The 15,739-nt window shown below is 73.4% G+C and carries 14 protein-coding genes; 11 read left to right on the forward strand and 3 right to left on the reverse strand.

All coding sequences use genetic code 11. The annotated features are described in order from the left end of the window. Positions 1-3 precede the first annotated feature (3 nt). The 6 genes from AXK61_RS14480 (at position 4) to AXK61_RS14505 (ending at position 4,177) form a co-directional block, all read left to right on the forward strand. Positions 4-1,398, forward strand: a complete 1,395-nt coding sequence (locus AXK61_RS14480) for a WXG100 family type VII secretion target (RefSeq protein WP_068573292.1) — start codon at positions 4-6, stop codon at positions 1,396-1,398. A gap of 70 nt (positions 1,399-1,468) precedes the next feature. Next, positions 1,469-1,780, forward strand: coding sequence for a PE domain-containing protein (locus AXK61_RS25425; RefSeq protein ID WP_068573294.1), 312 nt, complete (start codon positions 1,469-1,471; stop codon positions 1,778-1,780). A gap of 2 nt (positions 1,781-1,782) precedes the next feature. Beyond that, on the forward strand, positions 1,783-2,733 hold the full coding sequence (locus AXK61_RS14490; protein WP_068573296.1) for a PPE domain-containing protein: 951 nt from the start codon (positions 1,783-1,785) through the stop codon (positions 2,731-2,733). Continuing rightward, positions 2,730-3,473, forward strand: coding sequence for an ESX secretion-associated protein EspG (locus AXK61_RS14495; protein WP_068573298.1), 744 nt, complete (start codon positions 2,730-2,732; stop codon positions 3,471-3,473). Before AXK61_RS14490 ends, AXK61_RS14495 begins: the two co-directional genes overlap by 4 nt. A 69-nt stretch (positions 3,474-3,542) precedes the next feature. Further along, positions 3,543-3,854: a WXG100 family type VII secretion target gene (locus tag AXK61_RS14500; RefSeq protein ID WP_068573300.1), complete on the forward strand. Its 312-nt coding sequence runs from the start codon at positions 3,543-3,545 to the stop codon at positions 3,852-3,854. A gap of 26 nt (positions 3,855-3,880) precedes the next feature. Further along, positions 3,881-4,177 carry a WXG100 family type VII secretion target gene (locus tag AXK61_RS14505; protein WP_068573302.1) on the forward strand — a complete coding sequence of 99 codons (297 nt, stop codon included), beginning with the start codon at positions 3,881-3,883 and terminating at the stop codon, positions 4,175-4,177. Positions 4,178-4,244: 67 nt separating this feature from the next. On the opposite strand, the gene AXK61_RS14510 is transcribed toward AXK61_RS14505, so the two are convergent. Beyond that, positions 4,245-5,693: a type VII secretion protein EccE gene (locus AXK61_RS14510; RefSeq protein WP_068573303.1), complete on the reverse strand. Its 1,449-nt coding sequence runs from the start codon at positions 5,691-5,693 to the stop codon at positions 4,245-4,247. Between the two features lie 134 nt (positions 5,694-5,827). Between AXK61_RS14510 and eccB the strand changes: the two genes are divergently transcribed. Both eccB and AXK61_RS14520 read left to right on the forward strand, forming a co-directional pair. Next, a complete protein-coding gene (gene eccB, locus AXK61_RS14515) occupies positions 5,828-7,246 on the forward strand; it encodes a type VII secretion protein EccB (protein WP_068573305.1) in 1,419 nt (472 codons plus the stop codon). Positions 7,247-7,354: 108 nt separating this feature from the next. Then, positions 7,355-7,885 (forward strand): AAA family ATPase, encoded by a 531-nt coding sequence (locus AXK61_RS14520; RefSeq protein WP_068573308.1) that lies wholly within the window; start codon positions 7,355-7,357, stop codon positions 7,883-7,885. A 32-nt stretch (positions 7,886-7,917) separates the two neighbouring features. Here the strand turns inward: AXK61_RS14520 and mycP are convergent, their stop codons facing one another. Both mycP and eccD read right to left on the reverse strand, forming a co-directional pair. Next, positions 7,918-9,171: a type VII secretion-associated serine protease mycosin gene (gene mycP, locus AXK61_RS14525; protein ID WP_068573310.1), complete on the reverse strand. Its 1,254-nt coding sequence runs from the start codon at positions 9,169-9,171 to the stop codon at positions 7,918-7,920. After that, positions 9,171-10,670: a type VII secretion integral membrane protein EccD gene (gene eccD, locus AXK61_RS14530; protein ID WP_068573312.1), complete on the reverse strand. Its 1,500-nt coding sequence runs from the start codon at positions 10,668-10,670 to the stop codon at positions 9,171-9,173. The genes mycP and eccD overlap by 1 nt, the downstream gene beginning before the upstream one ends. A gap of 196 nt (positions 10,671-10,866) precedes the next feature. On the opposite strand from eccD, the gene eccCa reads away from it, so the two are divergent. From eccCa to AXK61_RS14545, 3 genes are all read left to right on the forward strand, one after another. After that, positions 10,867-14,892 carry a type VII secretion protein EccCa gene (gene eccCa / locus AXK61_RS14535; protein ID WP_068573314.1) on the forward strand — a complete coding sequence of 1,342 codons (4,026 nt, stop codon included), beginning with the start codon at positions 10,867-10,869 and terminating at the stop codon, positions 14,890-14,892. 139 nt (positions 14,893-15,031) lie between these two features. After that, positions 15,032-15,445 (forward strand): EndoU domain-containing protein, encoded by a 414-nt coding sequence (locus AXK61_RS26055; protein ID WP_414930001.1) that lies wholly within the window; start codon positions 15,032-15,034, stop codon positions 15,443-15,445. Between the two features lie 10 nt (positions 15,446-15,455). Beyond that, positions 15,456-15,731 carry a hypothetical protein gene (locus AXK61_RS14545; RefSeq protein ID WP_139058026.1) on the forward strand — a complete coding sequence of 92 codons (276 nt, stop codon included), beginning with the start codon at positions 15,456-15,458 and terminating at the stop codon, positions 15,729-15,731. The last annotated feature ends 8 nt before the right edge of the window (positions 15,732-15,739 follow it).

A 15,739-nucleotide genomic window follows, 5' to 3' on the forward strand; every position in this document is an offset into this window, starting at 1 on the left:
GCCATGGCCGATCCAGTGGCTCCGGGTGCCGGGGCGGTCGGCGGAACGGGAGCGGGAGGGGGCACGGATACCGGGCTGGACCCCGCCATCCGGGCGCTGCTCGACCGGCCCGTGAACGAGGTCCTCGCCGCGCTCGGTCTGCCCCCGGTGCCCACGGCGCCGGAGAAGCCTCCGCAGCAGGAGCTGCCGCCCGCCCCGAAGGGCGTGCCGGAGGCGCCGGAGTTCCCGGGCTTCGACGTGGCGGGCCTGGTGAAACCCATGACGGATCTGTTGTCCACCTTCGGTTCCGGCAGCTTCAGCGGGCTGGACCCGTCGGCGGCGTTGTCCGGGGCGTCGAAGGCGCTCGAGCAGGGCGTGTCGACGGGGATGCAGGCCATCGGGCAGCTCGCGTCGGTGTGGCAGGGGCCCGCCGCGACGGCGGCCACGGGCAAGGGGCTCCAGGCCGCGACCGGCACGGGCCTGGCCGCCGAACAGGGCGCGGAGTTGTCCACGGCCGTCGGCGAGGCCGCCACCGTCGTCGGCACGGGCGAGGCCGAGCTGCAGGCGATCATCGACTCGTTCATGTCGGTGATCGCGGCGCTCGGGCCGTCGCTGTGGCTTCCGCCCGGGCAGGCCGCGGCGGTGGCGGCCGCCGAGGAGCACCTCGCGCACGCGACGGAGGTGGTGGCGCGCACGAAGAGTCAGCTCTCGGGGCTCAGCGCGCAGGTGGGCGCCGCGGGCCGCAAGGTCCCGGTGGCGTCGCCGCCGATGACCGCGGCGACGACCGCGGCGCAGGCCGCCGCGTCGATCGTCCCCGGCGTGGTCTCCGCGGTCACGGGTGCTCTCACGGGCGTGGCGAAGCTCGCCACCGACACGGTCTCGGGTGCCGTGAAAACAGCCGTGGGCCTGGCGGGCTCGGCGGCGGAGGCGGTCGGCGGCCTGGCGGAGTCGACCACGGAGTCCGAGGATGCCGGCGCGCCGGACGCGGACCGGGACGCGTTCCCGGTGGCCACCACCGGCGCTGGTATTGGTACCGGCAGCGGCGTGGGTGCGGGCGGAGGCGGGGGAGGCGTCGGCCTCACCGGCGCCGGTATTGGCGCGGCGTCCGCCACTCTGGCGCAACCGAGTTCGGGAACGCCGGCGGCGCGCACCCCTGTCGTCGACGGCGGCGCGCGCACGGTGCCCGCCTCGGAGGTGCTCACGCGCACCGGGATGGGCGGCGGCATGATGCCGATGGGTGCGGCCGGCGCGTCGGGCGCGCGTGCCACCGGCGCGGACCACTCCGTGCCCGACTACCTCGTCACCAGCGGCAACGGGGAGGAGGTACTCGGGGATCTGCCGTTGGTCGGGCCCCAGGTGGTGGGCGACGCATCGCCGTCCGCCGACCTTGCCGGGCCCGATGTCGAACTGCGCCTGTAACAGGCGGAACCGTACCGGGAGTCGGTGCGTCTAATGAATGAGGGAAGAACTTCGGGGGGAGTGCACGACCATGACAGGTACCAGGCTCAGCATGGATCCGCGGGAGGCGCGGGAGATCGCCCGCGGCATCGAGCGGATCGTCGAGGACCTCACCGGGGCGCAGCAGCGGTTCGCGGCACACGCGGCGCCGCCGGCCACGGGGAGGGACGAGGTGTCGGTGGCGGTGGCGAACACCGCTCGCCGGATGGGGGAGGCCCAGTCCCGCGCCGCGGAGACGTCCACCGCCGAGCTGCGCAGGCTCGGCCAGGCGGTGAGCGGCCATGTCTCGGCCGTCCAACGCAGGGACGGGGAGCTCGCGGCGGTCGTCGGTCTGGCGGTCTGACGGTGCCGCGCGATCCGGGTTTCACCGGCGTCGAATGGTACTCCCGTCCCACCGAGCGGCTAGCGAGCGAATTGTTGGGCGGTGCCGGCGCACAGCCGCTCACCGCCGCCGCGCAGGAGACGGCGCGGCTCGCGTCCGCGTACGGCGCCGCCGCAGTCCAGCTAGACCGGCTCGTCGTGCAGCTCGACGGTGCCGTGGACACGGGGCGCTCGGACACGGAGGCCCGGCGCACCGGCCCGCTCCCGGAGTACGCGCGCTGGTTGGCGCGGCATGCGGCCGACCTCGCGGAGTACGCCGCGAAGCTCGCGGGCCAGGCGTCCGCCTACGAGACCGCATCTCGGGCGATGCCCTCGGTGGCGGACGCCACGCGGATGCGCACGGACCGGGAGAACACTCGTGCCGCGGCGGACGCCGGCGGTGCGGAGCCCGCGGTGGCGGCACTGGTCGGTGCCGCGGTGGACGCCGAACGGGCCGAGCAGGACGCGCACGGCACGGCTTCCGCCGTGATGGTGGGCTTCGAGCGCGCCGCGGAGCCACTGCGGGTGCCCTGGGACTTCGCGCCGCCACCGAAGACGGACGCGGGGCGCGAGAAGCCCGCTAGGGACAAGCGCTCCGGCTCCGGTTCGGGAGCGGGCCGCGGCGCAGGTGGTGTCGGGGTCCCGGCCGCGCCGCTCTCCGCGTTCCCGGCGAGCGCGCTCCAGCGCGATCAGGCGGGTACCGGCACACGTCCGGCCGCCGCGGCGAACACGACCGCCACGGGTGGGCGCGGCGTACCGATGATGCCCGCCGGCCTGATGGGCGCGGCGGCCGGTGCCGGTGCGAAGCACGCGGTCACCCACACTCCGGGCGCCATGCCCTCCGCGGGTGACGAGGACGCTCCCGACGCCTTCGTGGTGCACGCCGCGCCCGCGGTGCTCGGCGCCCACGGCGAGAGCCTGGTGGAGGAGCTGTGAGCGCGCACGCGGTCGCCGCGCTGAGGGCACGGTTCGGTACCGAGGTACCCCCGGTGCTGTGGACGCCGCCGGACCCGAGGCGCACCGTCGATTCCGACGAGCCGGCGCTCGGCCGACCAGCGCAGGCGGAGCAGGACGACGGCCTGGACGACGACGAGCTGGCGGCCCTGGGCGTGCTCGCCGCGCCGCAGGTGCGGATCGAGGGCCGTTCGTCCGATGCACTGGGATCACGGCTGTGTCTGGCCCGTTCGGGACTCAGCACAGCGCGGGTGATCCGCAGCGCGGGTACCGCCACCGTCGACCTGCCGCACTGCGACGGCTCCGCGGACCGGCTGGGCGTGCTCGTCGCGCCGCTGCTCGGCGCGGGTGTGCCCGCGGATCCCGCTGTCGCGGCGTGCTTGCCCGCCGCGGCGGGTATGGAGGCGTTGTCCGCGGGGGAGGCGTCCGCCGTCGCCGCAGGACTTCGGGCGATCGGGGTCGCGGCGGATCCCGCGCGGCTGATCGCGAAGGTGTTCACGCGCTCGCGGCGCAGTGTCGAGTTCACGGTGCACGCGGGCGAGTCCCGGTGCGCGGGCGTGGTCGCGGTGATCGACGCGCCCAGCGGCCGCGTCGTCGTCCGCACAGCGGGCGGGTCCGGCGCCGGAGCGTTCATGGCGGTGGCCGAGGGGAGCACGCATCGGATCGGCAGGGCGTTGCGGAGTGCCTGCGAAGAACTTCCGGGGGGCGGCTGGACGCCGTGACCGGGGACGGCTCGCGCCGACCGGTGCGGGTCGCGACGTGCCGGCACGTCCGGCGGGGAGGAGTACGACATGACGACCAAGGCCGAACTCGCGGCGATGAAGACCGGCGCCGGGACGCTGGACGACCTCGGCGCGCAGATGAAGGGGACGCTCGGGCAGTTGCGGGGCGACGTGGAGGCCACGCAGGGGGTCTGGGCCGGTGCGGCGCAGGTGGCGTTCCTCGGCGTGATGGCGCGCTGGGACGAGAGCGCGGCCAAGATCAACACCGCGCTCAACGACATCAGCACGATGCTCACGAACAACACCGCCAGCTACGGCGCGCAGGAGGAACAGAACGTCTCCGACATCAACGCGGGCTTCGGCGGCGTGCTGAACGTCTGATCAGACAACGACACAGGGGGAACATCATGAGTGACTACATCCGGTACGACTACGCCACCATCCGCGGCGCGCTCGACGACATCACCACCCGCACGACGGTGCTGCTCCAACAGGCGGAGAGCATCGTCGCGGAGCAGAAGAAGTTCGAGGGCGCCTGGGAGGACCCGGATTCCGCGACCGCCTATCAGGCGGTGCAGACGAAGTGGAACTCGGGCTTCGAGGAGATCACCTCGCTGTTGACCCGCGTCAAGACGGCAGCCGAGAACGCGGTCCAGTCGATGCAGACGACCAACGCGCAGGCCGCGCAGGGCTGGCAGACCTAGCTCGGAAGCGGCGACGGGGCCCGGCGACCGCTCGGTCGCCGGGCCCCGTCGTGCGCGGGACAGTGGGTCATGCGACGAGCCGCAGGGTGGCGGCGCCGCCGTCGGTGCGGACGGTGAGCATCCCCGGCATCGGCTGGCTGAGCACCACGTCGGCCTCGGAGACCGGGGAGATCCCCGCCTGTTCGATCCGCCAGACGGTGCCCGCGGGCTCGACCGAGCCCGGCGGCAGCCCGATCGCTGTGCCGTCGAGCACGGTGACCGTGTAGTCGGCCGGGCCGAGCGGGACCGGATCGGGGTAGCGCCAGCCGGAGATCCACAGGTGGCGCGGAGATCCCACCCAGGACACGAGCGGCTCCCACATCGCGGGCCGGCCCGTCACGACGAGGACCCGCGCCCCCGTCGCGACGGCGCGCTCGACGAGCTGGCGGGCCGGATCGTCGGCGACGGCGGCCCAGACGGTCCGAACGCCGCGCCCGTGGAGGCGGACTCCCACGGGCCCGCCCGCCGCATCGGACCCGAGGATCTGGCCGGCCCCGCTCAGCGGCACGTGGACGGATTCCAGGGCGTTCACCGCGCCGGTCGCCTCGTGATCGCCGCGCCGCCGGCGGTCGCCCGATTCGGCCCCGGTGAGCCAGGCGCCCAGCCGGACTCCGCGATCCGTACCTGCGCGCAGCGTCACTCCGACGGTGCCCGGTGCATCCTCGCGGAACAGGTCGCCCAGCCCGCCGTGGGAGAGGATCTCGGGGTCCAGGTGCTCGGCTCCGGACGGCGGGGCGGTGTCCAGGTGCGCAGCCTCGGCCGGGCGAACCACGGCCGCGTCGATGCCCGCCGCGCGGAGCAGATCGATCACCCGCTGCGCCGCCAGCGCGGCCACGCGTCCCTCGCCCGACGGTCCGCCACCCCGTCGTAGGCACGCCGCCGCACACTCGCGCGGATCGATCGTGACGCCGAGCAGCATGTCGATTGCGGCCCAACGGTTCACGGGTCCGAGGAGCTGCCGGTACCGCAGGCGCGGATTGGGCGGCTCACCGGGCGCACGGCCGCCGTTCAGCAGGACATCGATCCGCGATGCGGGTGAGTCGGCGTGCCGGAGCAGCCCCGCGAGCAGTCCCAGCGGCACGGCCGGGTCGTCCCGGCGCAGCAGCGCCACCAGGTGCGGCGTCGACGCGGCGATGCGCACGAACGTGGTCAGCCCGTCGCCGCTGCGGCGCACTCCGATGTCGCCACCGCCGGGATAGGGCGCGGCCTCGACCCGGACCCGTGCCGCCGCCCGCACGGCGAGCCGGTCCGCGACGAACTCGGCGCCGGAGGTCCCGCGCACTCGGGTCAACGCCCCGCCCCCGACCACGAGCGCGGCGGTGGCGGCGGCCCAGTGCGGCCCGCCGAGCGCCGCGGTGCCGAGCCCCGCGACAGCGGCACCCGCCTCCGCGAGGAGCACAGCGCCGGTGCCCGGCCACGTCGAGCGGTGCCACCTCCCGGGAGCGGTGAGTCCGGTCGACGGTAGTGACTGATCCATGAATGCTCCCCCTCGAGCCCGGCCGTCTCCCCCGAAACGCCCTGCAGTGCTGTGAAAGTACCGTAGTCTCGGCGAGAGCACGACCGCTTCGGGGGAAGCGGATCGGCACGCACCTTGGGGGAGGGCGAGCGAGAATGCGTAGACAACTGACCACCCGCGCGCAGGTCAGCGGATACCGCTTCGTGTTGCGGCGCATGGACCACGCGCTGTTGCGCCGCGATCCGCGGATGATCTCGGATCCCATGGCCTCGCAGTCCCGATCGCTCATCGTGGGCCTGATCCTGGCGCTGGTGGTCACCGGCGGCTGCGGCGTCCTCGCACTGATCCGTCCGCAGGGTGCCGTCGGCAGCGCGAAAATCGTGCTGGCCAAGGAGTCCGGCGCGTTGTACGTCCGCGTGGAGGACGTGCTGCACCCCGTGACCGGTCTCGCGTCCGCGCGCCTCGTGGTCGGCGAGGCCGCCTCGCCCACCTCGGTGAAGGACAAGCGGCTCAGCGACTTCCGGCGGGGGCCCGAGGTCGGGATCGTCGGCGCACCGGCCCAGATCCTCGGCCCGGTCTCGGCCTGGAAGGACGGCGCGTCGCCGTGGCTGCTCTGCGACCGGACGCGGCCGGCACCGTCGGACCAGCCCACGGCGCGGGACGCGCTCGACACGATGGTCACGTCCGTCGACGAGGGATCCGCCGACGACGGCGCCGTGTTGGTGCGCCGCGAGGACCGGTACTTCCTGCTGCTGCGAGGTTTCCGCGCGCCGGTCGACCCCGCTGACCCCGTTGTCCGGAGGCTCGCGGGCATCGACGGCGCCGCGGCTCGCGCGGTCAGTGCGCCCCTGCTCAACGCGTTCGCCCGGATCGACGACATCGCGATCCCACAGATCGCCGGCCGCGGCCAGGCCGCCACAGCCGTCCCCGGATCGCGGGTGGCCGATGTGGTCCGGGTCTCCGACGCCGACCGGGACCGCCTCTACGTCGTCCTGTCCGACGGGGTGCAGCCGGTGGGGCAGTGGGCCGCCGACCTGATCCGCGCGGGCGACCCGACGGGAGCGCCCATCGCCACCGTGCCCGCCTCGGTCGTCGCCGCCGCGGCCGTCCGGCGCTCGGTGCCCGTCGCCGACCTGCCGGACAGGCGGCCCGCTCTCCGCACGCTGCGGGAGGCGCCGGTCGTGTGCGCCGCGGCCTCGACCGACGGAAACAGCGGGGGCACCGTCGAACTGCGCACCTTCACCGCGCCATCCGGGCCCGGCACGCCCGTCGCGCTCGCCGGGGCCGACGGTGCCGGCGACGCCCTGGACGCGGCGCTCGTGCCCGCGGGGTCGGGCGAGTACGTGGTCTCGGCGCAGCCGGGCGGCGAGCGCCGCGATGGCCTGTTCTACGTCTCCGACTCGGGCGTGCGGTTCGGCATCCCCGACACGGGGACCGCGCAGATCCTCGGGCTGCTGCACCAGCCGCGGCCCGTGGCCTGGTCGGTGCTCTCGGCCCTGCCCGCAGGGCCGGACCTCACGCGGACGGCCGCCGCCGTGACCCGCGACGGTGTGCCGATCACGGTGTCCAGCTGAGTCTCCCGACTCGCGCGGGTCCGGTAATCAGGTTGACCGCCGCCACGGTCCGCGGCAGAGTGCGTGGCACCGCGTCGTCGACGAACCGCCACCGGAGGGACGAATCAGATGGAGCGAACCGTCGTCATCCTCACCGGGCCACCGGGGGCCGGGAAGAGTACTGTCGCGGCATCCGTCGCCAGGTCGTTCGCCCGCGGAGTCCACCTGCACACGGACGACTTCTGGCACTCCATCGTCGCCGGGGCGATTCCGCCGTACGAGCCGGAGTCGGCGGAGCAGAATCGGACGGTGATGGAGGTCATCGCCGGAGCGGTCTTCACCTACGCGGGAGGCGGATTCACGACCGTCCTCGATGGAATCGTGGGTCCGTGGATGCTCGATCACTTCAGCGACCGCGCGGATGAGGCCGCGGTCCACTACGTGATCCTCCGGCCGTCACGGACCGTCGCGCTCCGTCGCGCGCAGGCACGAACAACGCCCGGGGCCCTCGTCGACGAACATCCGATCGTGACGATGTGGGACCAGTTCGATGCGCTCGACGAGTACGAACCGCACGTTCTCGACACCTCGGCCGATACCCCGGCCGGAACGATCGAACGGGTCCTGGAGGCGATCGCCTCCGCGCGATTCCGCCTCTGACGGCCCGATCGGTGCACTGCGCCGCACCGGACTCACCGGCGCGTGAGGCACGCCCCGACAGCGGCCACCAGCAGGAGCCCGAGCCCACCGAGCGCGACGGTGCGCGGCCCGTGATCGGGGGCGGGAGCCGCTGCGACGGCGAGGCGGCCGGCAGCGGGGACGTCGGCGGGGAGTTCCGCGGTGACCGCCGCGACGGGGTCGACGATGCCCGCCCCGCCCATCCCTGCGGACCGCCGGGCCGTCGCGAGGATACGTGCACGGACCTGGGCCGCGGTGAGCTGCGGGAACCGCGATCGGACCAGCGCGGCCACACCCGCCACGTAGGGAGCGGCGAAGCTGGTGCCGGCGAGCGGACCGGTGCCCTCGCGGGTCGCCTGCGCATTCGCCAGGCCGGTTCCGCGCGGCTCGAGCGTGGTCACGTCCGTGCCCGGCGCGGCGACGGTGACCCACGGCCCCGCCAGCGAGAACGCCGCCGGCCGCCCGTCGGGCTCGGTGGCGCCGACGGCGAGCACCTGGTCGGCGAAGCGTGCGGGCGACGCGATCGTCGTGGGCGCCGCGGCATTCGTGTTCTGTTCCGCGCACGGCCCGCCGGACCCGACGTTGCCGGCCGACACGACCACGACCACGTTCCGCGCCGCAGCGAAGCGCACGGCGCGCCCCAGGGCGTCGTCCCCGAGTTCGGCGGCCGAGCGCCCGCACGCCACCTCGGAGATGTTGATGACGGTGGCACCGAGGTCGACGGCGCGGACCACCGCGTAGGCCATCGTGGTCACGTTGCCGTGGCTGTTGACGCCGCGCTGCTGCGGCTCGAACGCGGCGCTGGCCTGACGGATCGCGATGATCGACGCCGCGGGCGCCACGCCCGCGAAGGCGTCGCCGGGTGCGGGACGCGCGGCGATGATCCCGGCGACCGCGGTGCCGTGCGCGTCGCAGTCGTCGCGGCCGTCGCCGGAGGAGACGTAGTCCCCGCCCGCGATCACCTCCCCGAGGCGCGGGTGCGGTGTGACGCCGGTGTCGATCACCGCGACCTTCTGTCCCTCGCCGCGGGTGAACCGCCACGCCTCGTCGAAACGCAGCGCACGGAGGGCGTGATCGGCACGGCCGTAGTCGGTTCCGGACTGCGTACGCAGTGTGTTGCACTGCGTGCGTTGGACCGTGGGCGCGAGCGGGGCCACCGGCCCGCGCGGCGCACCGTCCGGCGCCGGCGGATCCGCGGCAGCCGGCACGACCGGCACCGCGAGAACGGCCGCCGCGGCGACGGTGACGGCCCGGATCCGCCGCCCCATCAGAGATTCCGGACTGTCGCGTACACGTCCCATACCCAGCCCAGCAGAGGGCCGGCGGCGGCGATCGTGAGGTACTCGCCGATCTCCGCCAGTCGGCGTTGGACCGGGCTGAAGGTGACGCGCGGAGCGACCGCGCCGCAGGCCAGAGCCAGGCCGGCGATCGCGGCGAGCGCGACGAGTCCGATCGTGGGCCAGGACCCGTAGCCCCAGGCCAGGCTCGTGGCGGTGCCGATCGCGATGACCGCGCCGCCGAGGACCCCGGCGCTCGCCTGGACCGGCTCCGCGTGGGTGCGGCCCCGGAGGCAGAACGCGATGGCGACGACGATCGCGAATGCCAGGTGATGGCCGGGCAGTTCTCGGGTGCCGGCGCCGACCGTCAGAGCGGCCACGGCGCCGGCTACCGCCGCGCCGACCGTGATTCCGGTGCAGACCAGTTGGGCGAAGCTCGAGCGCGGCGCCTCGGACTGCTCGTCCACGAGCCCGGATGCCACGGCACCGACACCGGCGACGGTGGGCGGCGGGTCGTCGTCGATCGGGTCGATCCGTTCCCCCGCGGCGGGCACGTGCGGCAACGGGATCCGGGCGGCGACGGCGGCGATCCGCGCCGCGAACACCAGCACCAGGTAGGCGATGATCGCGATGGTGGCCCCGATCGCGGCTCGGCGGCCGGGCAGCCACATCGCGGCGAACATCGCGGGGCCCGCGAGCGCGGCCGCCGTGAGCACCGCGGCGTGGACAGCGGTGCCGCGGCCGGTGAACCGCAGCGCGACGAGAGCCGTCACCGCAGCGGCGGCGGCGCCGAGCAGAGCGTGCGCCGCGCCGTACCGGCCGTCGGCGCCGAGCGGTACCGTGAGCACTCCGGTGACCGCCGCCAGCACGACGGCACACGCCGCGAGCACCGTGGGAACCGGCCCGGCCGAACGCATCCGCCGTGCGGTCAGCAGCGAGCCGGCGATCAACGCCGCGCCGGCCGCGCCGCACCACAGCTGGGCGAACACCCGGTCCGCGCCCGCTCCCGTGCCGTCGGCGCTGCGCGGCGCGAGCCCCAGACGCAGCGACACCGCGCCCGTCGCGACCACGGCGAGGGCCAGCACCATGAGGCCCACGATCATCGCGGCCCGCTCGTCCCACCGCCGGCCGGCCGTCAGATCCGCCGCGGTCCGATCGAAGACGTCGTCGAAGACGGGCGGCGGAGGCGGTGCGTCGGCCACGAACAGGACCAACAGCGCACCGTCGGTGATGCCGGTGTCGGCGGGGGTCTGCGGGCCGGGCAGGGGCTCCCCGCCGACCGGGGCCAGCCGCCACGGTCGCGACCATGCGGACTCCGCCGACTCGCCGATGCGATCGCCGAAGAGCCGCACCAGTTCCGGGATGAGCACCTCGGTGGGGGTGAGCAGCGGCAGCGAGACGTCCACCTGCGCACCACCGCACAGTACCGAGACCCGGCTCAGCCGGGCCACTTCCGCGGCCGTCTCCTCCGCGATGTCGATGTCGGTCATAGCGCTCCCCTCGCATGCCGTACGCCGGACCCGCACAGGGCCCGATATGAATTAGACGCACCGGCCCCACGATCGGTTCCCCTTCGGGCGATCTTCGTCGAACCCCTTCCGCCGACGGGCCGCGCGGTGCATGGTGGTGCCACGACGGCGCGTGGGGGCGCGCCGCACTCCGGGGGAGGCACGGGAAGTGGCCGACATGACGGACGTGGTCTTCGAGCCCGTCACAGAGGGTTTCGCGCGTAAGCAGCGCCTGGCGCCGCCGCGCACGCCGGGCGGTGAGGTGGCGCTGCAGGCGCCACCCGAGATCCCGCGCGCCGTGCCGGGCGGCCTGCTCGGCAAGTTGCTCCCCGTGGTGATGGTGGTCGCGGTGGTGGGCATGATCGCGCTGATGTTCACCTCGGGCAGCGCCATGATGCAGAGCCCCTACATGATGATGTTCCCGCTGATGATGCTCATGTCGATGTTCGGCATGTACGGCATGAACAACAGGGGCAACGGCGCGTCCGCGGCCGAACTCAACGAGGATCGCAAGGACTACCTGCGCTACCTGGGGCAGATCCGCGGCCAGGTGGACCGCACCCGCACCGAGCAGCGGGCGGCGCTGGAGTGGATCCATCCGGCCCCGGAGGCGCTACCGGGATGCGTCGGTACACGGCGCATGTGGGAACGGCGGCCGGCGGATCCGGACTTCCTGCACGTACGCGTCGGCGTCGGCGGACAGCGGCTCGCCACCCGGCTCGTGCCGCCCGAGACGGGGCCGCTCGAGGACCTCGAACCGGTGTCGACGGTGGCGCTGCGCCGGTTCGTCCGGCACGGCGCGTCCGTGCCGGGCCTGCCGGTGGCGGTCGCCCTGCGCGGGTTCCCCGCCGTCGGGCTCGACGGTCCGCGCGCCGAGGTCTTCGACACCGCCCGCGCGATGCTGTCGAGCCTGGCGGTGCTGCACGGGCCGGACCACGTGCGGATCGCCGTCGCCACGACCGAGGTCGACTCCGCCGAATGGGGCTGGCTCAAATGGTTGCCGCACCTCGCGCATCCGACGCAGTGCGACGCCCTCGGCCCGGTCCGGACGGTCTACGGTTCGGCCGCCGAGCTCGAGGAGGCGATCGCACCGGATCTCGCCGATCGCGGTGCCTTCGCCCGCGCGACCCCCGTCGACCCGGGCCGCCCCCACCACGTGATCCTGTTGGACCGGGGTATCGCAGTGACGCCCGGCGGCGTCCTCGACGCAGCCGTCGGCATCGACGGCGTCACGGTGATCGACCTGGCCCCGGAGCCCGACTCGCTCGCCGTTCGCTCCGGCCTGCAGCTGGTGCTCGACGACTCCCGTCGCCTCGGTGCGCGCAGTGCCGCGGGCGTCGAGTTCTTCGCCCGGCCCGACGCCGTCACCGCGGGTGCCGCACAGGTAACTGCGCGGCGCGTCGGGAGGTTCCGTCCGGCGTCGATGGCCGAGCTGCTCGACTTCGACGGTGACGGCGGACCGTCCGATCCCGGTCTACCGGCTCTGATCGGGATCGCCGACGCCGCGGCGATCACACCCGAGTCGGTGTGGCGCGAGCGCACGGCGCGCGAACGGCTGCGCGTCCCGATCGGAGTGGGGCCGCACGGCGAGCCGATCGAGCTCGACCTCAAGGAGGCCGCGGAGAGCGGCATGGGTCCGCACGGGCTGTGCATCGGCGCAACGGGTTCCGGAAAATCTGAGTTCCTGCGCACCCTGGTGCTGTCGATGGTCGCCACGCACCCGCCCGAGGCGCTGAACCTCGTTCTGGTCGACTTCAAGGGTGGCGCCACCTTCCTCGGCCTGGAGTCGCTCAATCACGTGGCCGCGGTCATCACGAACCTCGAGGAGGAGATCGCGATGGTCGACCGCATGCGCGACGCGCTCTCCGGCGAGATGAACCGGCGGCAGGAACTGCTGCGGCGGGCGGGCAACTTCGCCAACGTCGGCGAGTACGAGAAGGCGCGCCGTTCGGGCGCCCCGCTCGACCCGCTGCCGGCGCTGGTGGTCATCGTGGACGAGTTCTCCGAACTGCTCGCGCAGAAGCCCGATTTCGCGGAGCTGTTCGTCGCCATCGGACGGCTCGGCAGGTCGCTGCACATCCACCTGTTGCTCGCCTCGCAGCGCTTGGAGGAGGGCAAGCTCCGCGGACTGGACTCGCACCTGTCCTACCGGATCGGCCTGAAGACATTCTCCGCCAGCGAGTCCCGCGCGGTGTTGGGCGTTCCGGACGCCTACCACCTGCCGTCGACGCCGGGCGCCGGCTACCTCAAGTACGACGCCGACCCGCCGCGCCGCTTCCACGCCTGCTACGTCTCCGGCGAGTACGTGCCGCCCAGCGGGCCCGCGGCCGCCCGGCGCGCGACCGTCGGGAGTGCGACGGTGCGCGAGTACCGCAACGCGGCTTCCCCGATCGAGCGCCGCGCCTCGGGGCTCCCTGCGGGGCTGCAGCGGATTCCGGCGCAACCCGGAGATCCGGTGCGGCGGTCCGTCGTCGGGCAGGGCGTACCGAACCCTCCGGGCGGGACGGTGGGCGCACCGTCGCTCCTGCAGACGATGGTGGGCCGGTTGGCGGGGCACGGACTCCCCGCGCACGAGGTGTGGCTGCCGCCGCTCGACGAATCCGCGGCCGTCGGGGATCTGGCCGAACACCTCCGTCGCAACGACGCGACGCCGCTGCGGGTCGCGATCGGCGTGGTCGACCGTCCCTACGATCAGCGGCGGGACCTGTTGGTGGTGGACCTGTTCGGCGCGCAGGGCAATGTCGCGGTGGTCGGCGGTCCGCAATCCGGCAAGTCGACCACGCTGCGGACCCTCGTGGTGTCCGCGGCGCTCACGCACACGCCGCGGCAGATCCAGTTCTACGTCCTGGACTTCGGCGGCGGGTCGCTCGCCGGGCTGGCGGGCGTCCCGCACGTGGGCTCGGTGGCGGGCCGCCTGGATCCGGATCGGGTGCGGCGCACCGTCGCCGAGGTATCGGGGCTGATCCGACGGCGCGAGGCGGCGTTCCGGGAGCACGGGGTGCAGTCGATGGAGCAGTACCGCGCGCATCCGGCGGCCGCCGCGGACCCGTTCGGCGATGTCTTCCTCGTCATCGACGGCTGGCAGGTGCTGCGCACGGAGTTCGAGGTGTTGGAGCCGCAGGTGAACGCGATCGCGGCCCAGGGGCTCTCGTACGGCGTGCACCTGGCGGTCGCGGCGTCGCGGTGGGGCGAGATCCGGCCGGCGGTCAAGGACCAACTCGGCACCCGGATCGAGCTGCGGCTCGGCGACCCGATGGACTCGGAGATGGGCCGCCGCGTCGCGGGGCTCGTCCCGATGGGGCGGCCCGGTCGCGGAATCACGTCGGAGCAGCTGCACATGCTCGTCGCGCTGCCGAGCGGCGCACCGTCGGACGACGTGCCCGCCGCACAGGAGGCCGTCGTGGCCGACCTGGTGTCCCGCTACGCCGACGGTGCCCCGGAGGTGCGGATGCTGCCCGACCTGGTGCTGCGCGACCGCATCCCCGGGCGCCGCGATGCACCGCCCACGCACGCGGTGTTCGGCGTCGGTGAGTCCGAGTTGGCGGCGGCGACACTGCAGTTCGAGTCGCAGCCCTTCTTCCTGGTGCTCGGCGACAGCGAGTGCGGCAAGACCGAGACGCTGCGCACGCTGATCGCATCGCTCGTCGCGGGCGGCACGGCGCAGCAGACCAAGATCCTGCTCGTCGACTACCGCCGCACACTGCTCGGCGCGCTCGAGGGCGATCATCTCGCGGGGTACGCCTCGTCGTCGGACACGCTGACCCCGATGGTCGCGCACCTGGTGCAGATCCTCCGCGACCGCTGCCCGGGCTCCGATGTCACGCCGCAGCAGCTCAAGGAACGGTCGTGGTGGACGGGGCCGGACGTCTATCTGATCGTCGACGACTACGACCTGGTCGCGAGCGCCGCCGGGAACCCGCTCGCTCCGCTGCTGGACCTGCTGCCGCAGGCGCGGGACATCGGGCTCAAGGTGGTCATCGCCCGGCGCAGCGGCGGTCTGGCTCGCGGCCTGTACGAGACCTTCCTCGCCCGCATCCGCGACCTCGCCGCCGACGGCCTGGTGATGAGTGGCTCCCGTGAGGAGGGCACCGTCCTCGGTACGGTCAAGATGTGTCCGCAGCCGCCCGGCCGCGGTACGTGGGTCTCCCGCGCCCGCGGCGTCGAGCTGGTCCAGGTCGCGATGGTCGACGAGCCGGAGGAATGAGCGCGGTCTACGTACGATGAACCGGAGGTATCTGTACGAGGCCACGGGGTTCGGACCCGACGTGATCGACCTGTGGGGTCGGCTCGGGCCCCGGCGACTGACACATCCGTTCCTGACGCACCCGTGGTTGCCGGCCGTCATGAAGGCGGGCGACACTCGCGGGCACATCTTGGACGGAGAAGCGCTCTCGAGCAGGAAGGGCGGGCATCGTTGGAACTCACGACGGCCCGGGAAGACCACCTTTCCTCGTGAATGGTCGGACGACGATGTGATGGACGCGTGTGCGCGGGTGGTGCTCGATCCGTCTCACATCCGCGCGTACGAACGTTCTGGTGACGTGGCCTATCTCCGGGAGGTATCCGGCGTGATCATCATGGTCACGATTCGTGCCGGCGGCGCGTTCGACCGTGCCTTCCCTATCTCGGGGAATGGAGTCATGAGGAACTCTCCGTCCGACACTTCCCCGTCCCGCGCGCCGGTGCCGTTCGACCGTGGCCGTCTCGCAGAATTCACGCCCATCGGCGAGGTACCGGAATCGGATTGGCGGAGATAGCATGGTTGTCATGTCCGACACAGCACCGACGATCGAGGCGCTCGGCGAACTGTTCGTCGAGCGAGTAGCCGTGCTGTTCGACGATGTGCGCGACAGACAGTACGTGTCCGACCCGATGCGTCTCGGTGGTGAACATTTCTCCACCGTCGAACGCGGGCTGCGACTACTGACGATGACCGCCAGGTCCCTTCCCTTCGATGTTGCCGAAGCTGTCCGCGCAGTGGATGACCGCGAACTCAACGCCCTTCTCGCGGAAGTCCGCGTAACACCTGCCTCTGCGGCATGAGGTCCTGG

The sequence above is a fragment of the Tsukamurella pseudospumae genome (assembly GCF_001575205.1).
In the GTDB taxonomy this organism is placed as follows: Bacteria; Actinomycetota; Actinomycetes; order Mycobacteriales; family Mycobacteriaceae; genus Tsukamurella; species Tsukamurella pseudospumae.

What these genes read in the sequence shown, in the direction of transcription:
- AXK61_RS14480 (WP_068573292.1), top strand. Translation starts at nt 4, where the DNA reads ATGGCCGATCCAGTGGCTCCGGGTGCCGGGGCGGTCGGCGGAACGGGA.
- AXK61_RS25425 (WP_068573294.1), top strand. Translation starts at nt 1,469, where the DNA reads ATGACAGGTACCAGGCTCAGCATGGATCCGCGGGAGGCGCGGGAGATC.
- AXK61_RS14500 (WP_068573300.1), top strand. Translation starts at nt 3,543, where the DNA reads ATGACGACCAAGGCCGAACTCGCGGCGATGAAGACCGGCGCCGGGACG.
- AXK61_RS14505 (WP_068573302.1), top strand. Translation starts at nt 3,881, where the DNA reads ATGAGTGACTACATCCGGTACGACTACGCCACCATCCGCGGCGCGCTC.
- AXK61_RS14510 (WP_068573303.1), bottom strand. Translation starts at nt 5,693, where the DNA reads ATGGATCAGTCACTACCGTCGACCGGACTCACCGCTCCCGGGAGGTGG.
- eccB (WP_068573305.1), top strand. Translation starts at nt 5,828, where the DNA reads ATGCGTAGACAACTGACCACCCGCGCGCAGGTCAGCGGATACCGCTTC.
- AXK61_RS14520 (WP_068573308.1), top strand. Translation starts at nt 7,355, where the DNA reads ATGGAGCGAACCGTCGTCATCCTCACCGGGCCACCGGGGGCCGGGAAG.
- mycP (WP_068573310.1), bottom strand. Translation starts at nt 9,171, where the DNA reads ATGGGGCGGCGGATCCGGGCCGTCACCGTCGCCGCGGCGGCCGTTCTC.
- eccD (WP_068573312.1), bottom strand. Translation starts at nt 10,670, where the DNA reads ATGACCGACATCGACATCGCGGAGGAGACGGCCGCGGAAGTGGCCCGG.
- eccCa (WP_068573314.1), top strand. Translation starts at nt 10,867, where the DNA reads ATGACGGACGTGGTCTTCGAGCCCGTCACAGAGGGTTTCGCGCGTAAG.
- AXK61_RS26055 (WP_414930001.1), top strand. Translation starts at nt 15,032, where the DNA reads ATGAAGGCGGGCGACACTCGCGGGCACATCTTGGACGGAGAAGCGCTC.
- AXK61_RS14545 (WP_139058026.1), top strand. Translation starts at nt 15,456, where the DNA reads ATGTCCGACACAGCACCGACGATCGAGGCGCTCGGCGAACTGTTCGTC.